A 236-nucleotide genomic window follows, 5' to 3' on the forward strand; every position below is an offset into this window, starting at 1 on the left:
TCCCGTAGGACCAGTGGCTCCGGTAGGACCTGTAACTCCCGTAGAACCGGTGGCTCCCGTAGGACCAGTAGCTCCGGTAGGACCTGTAACTCCCGTAGAACCAGTGGCTCCCGTAGAACCAGTGGCTCCCGTAGAACCAGTGGTTCCCGTAGGACCAGTGGCTCCGGTAGGACCTGTAACTCCCGTAGAACCGGTGGCTCCCGTAGGACCAGTAGCTCCGGTAGGACCTGTAACTC

Annotated in this window: 1 protein-coding gene; it reads right to left on the reverse strand. The window is 60.6% G+C overall.

From position 1 onward, the window contains the following. The coding region (locus MR147_RS26920; protein WP_242304894.1) for a hypothetical protein at positions 1-236 on the reverse strand (236 nt) is incomplete at both ends.

The sequence above is a fragment of the Bacillus cereus group sp. BfR-BA-01350 genome (genome assembly GCF_022663775.1).
Taxonomy (GTDB): Bacteria; Bacillota; Bacilli; order Bacillales; family Bacillaceae_G; genus Bacillus_A; species Bacillus_A paranthracis.